Raw genomic sequence first — 2,327 nt, 5'->3', positions numbered from 1 at the left:
GTGGGTGATCCGATCCAGGATGTTGCGGCGGAACAATATGCGGCTGCGATCGTTGGTCTTGGCCGTAAGAAAAATGTTGCGGTCTCTGAAATACATGGAGAAAAGCAACTTGCGCCACAGCGAATTGACGGAAACCCCACCTTGGCCGTCGTAGTGGACGATGGCCTCCTCATCGCCGACCGGGGAACCGATTTCTCCGGCGTCATTGGGGACGATGACGTAGGGCTTGTCCTCGAGCCCGTAATAGATGGATGTCTGGTTGACGGGTAAGCCAAAGTCCGATCGGGGTGGGATATCCTTGATCAGCCAGGTCATGAATTCGTCGCCGGCCTGGGCGGCCGGAATCATTACCACTCCCTGGCCGTGGGTGTACTGCAGGTGGAGGTTGATCCAGTTCTGCGCGGATTCGGGTAACTTGGAAAACTGGATTTCCCTGGCGCCCAGATAGACCTGGCGGTAGTTGCCGTCGATCGTGTAGCGGTCCACGTCGATGGTCGGAAACGAATAATAGGTCCGAATGCCCTGGAGTTCCTCGTAGACGCTGCCCAGCATCTCACGGTCCCAGACGGGAATGTTCTGCAGGCGGCGCACCAGTGCCGGGTCGTCGGCGTCGAAGGAGGGTTTCGTCTGGGTTTTAAAGTCCAGGGTTTGAACGGCGTCGAGTCCATAGGCCGCCAGTGTCGATCGGATGTTGGCATCGATGTAGGGCCGCTCACGGGCGATTTGGTTGGGCGCGACGATATATTTGCGTACCATGTTGTTAACGAAATCAGCGTTTTTCCCCATCACACTGAGTGCAAAGAGCAGGAGGAAAATTAGCGGCAGCTTCCATCCCGCCTTGCGGTTGAAGCCAACGACCAGAGATATGCCGGTGGCTGCCAGGAATACCACGGACAACCAGATCATCGGCAGAACGATGCGCATCTCGACGTAGCCCGGTCCGAAAAAGACAGGCAGATTGACCGTTTCGTATAGCAGGTCGTATCGATCGAGCAGGAATCCCCAGCAGAGGATGGCCACCGTCGCCAAGGCCAGCAGACTGACATGCACGCGTGCCCGGCGCGGCAGCGTTTGCTCCTGAATGGCCAGCAGGCGACTTTCGTACCAGTAGAGAAACATCACGCCCATCAGTAAAATAATGAAGGCCGCGAGCACTTCTTTCTGGATCAAGGCATAAACGGGCAGTGAGAGCAGATAAAAACTGATATCCTTTCCCAACAGAGGATCGACCGCCCCGCTGGCGCTTCCGAAAAGAAACAGCAGAGATTTTTCCCAGTGGGTATACATGGGCGCGGCGATGGGCAATGCCATCAAAAGGGAAAGAGGGATGTACATGCGCCGCAACCCGTTGTGCAGGGTCTTGATCAGGTTCTTCTCATTCTTGTCCGTGGATTTTTCGGCCACCCCGACAACGCGCGATGCGATCCAGAAATTGAGGTAGAAAATTCCAAAGAAAAGCGCGGCAAAAAAGACAAAAACAAAGTAACGGTAGACCAGTCGCATCAGGTAATAAAGGGACATGCTCTGGGATTGAAACCACCAGAAATCAACGACGAAATTTACGAAAACCAGCTTCAGCAAAACAATTGCCAGCAGCAGCCCAACCAGAGCAGCCGCAAAAAGAAGCCCCCTTTTTTTCCAGGATTTCATGAATGCTTAAGCCTTTCGCGAAAACGTCCTGTTTTTCCCCAAACCGTCCCAATACGGTTTAGGGTTGCTTCGGATGGTCACCGGCCAGATCGATGCGAAGCTTCCGCCGAACGATGTAGTAAGCCCCGGCAATCGTGATGATCAATGCCGCAATACCTATGACCACGGTGCTGTCGTATTCTTTAAGGTCCAATATGATCACTTTGCGCGCAATGGCAATAAGGGCAACCTCCAGAACGATCTCCGAGTGAACGACCTTGTCCTGCAGGTAGGCCTTGATGGTTTCCAGCAGTTCGATGCCAATGAGAATCAACAGAAAGAAACCGAAAAGATCCAGTAATTCGTCAATTTCAAGAAAGAAAATCGGAGGGCTGATAATGTCTTTGACCAGGAGATATCCCAGCTCGATCGTGGAAATGAGTATGATGAGGGCCATCATGACAATCAACGCGCGGATGATTGCATGTTCGAAGGGTCTCAGCCATTTCGTCATCATCGTTTCCTTTTGATGCAGTAAATTGGAAATAACTAAGTATTCGATTTCAGCATGTCAAGGCGCAGGAGTAGAGATGGCCCGGCGTGGCGACGGGTGGCATCACGGCATGCAGCGGACCGATCGTGGCCCAGATTCATGCATGTTGCAGCAGCCAGCCGGAGGGAAGCAAACCCTCAGCTGT

General features: G+C 53.2%; 2 protein-coding genes. Both read right to left on the bottom strand.

The window, feature by feature from the left end; genetic code table 11:
- Window positions 1–1,650, bottom strand: a 1,650-nt coding sequence (locus tag ABYV26_RS24530) for a UPF0182 family protein (protein WP_372683974.1), incomplete at its 3' end; no start/stop codon positions are given.
- A gap of 58 nt (window positions 1,651–1,708) precedes the next feature.
- Window positions 1,709–2,143, bottom strand: coding sequence for a phosphate-starvation-inducible PsiE family protein (locus ABYV26_RS24525; protein WP_372683973.1), 435 nt, complete (start codon window positions 2,141–2,143; stop codon window positions 1,709–1,711).
- Window positions 2,144–2,327: the final 184 nt, after the last annotated feature.

Source organism: Desulfosarcina sp., assembly GCF_041551955.1.
In the GTDB taxonomy this organism is placed as follows: Bacteria; Desulfobacterota; Desulfobacteria; order Desulfobacterales; family Desulfosarcinaceae; genus Desulfosarcina.
Note: the sequence above shows the minus strand (reverse complement) of the source record. Positions and strands in the feature narration are given on the sequence as shown.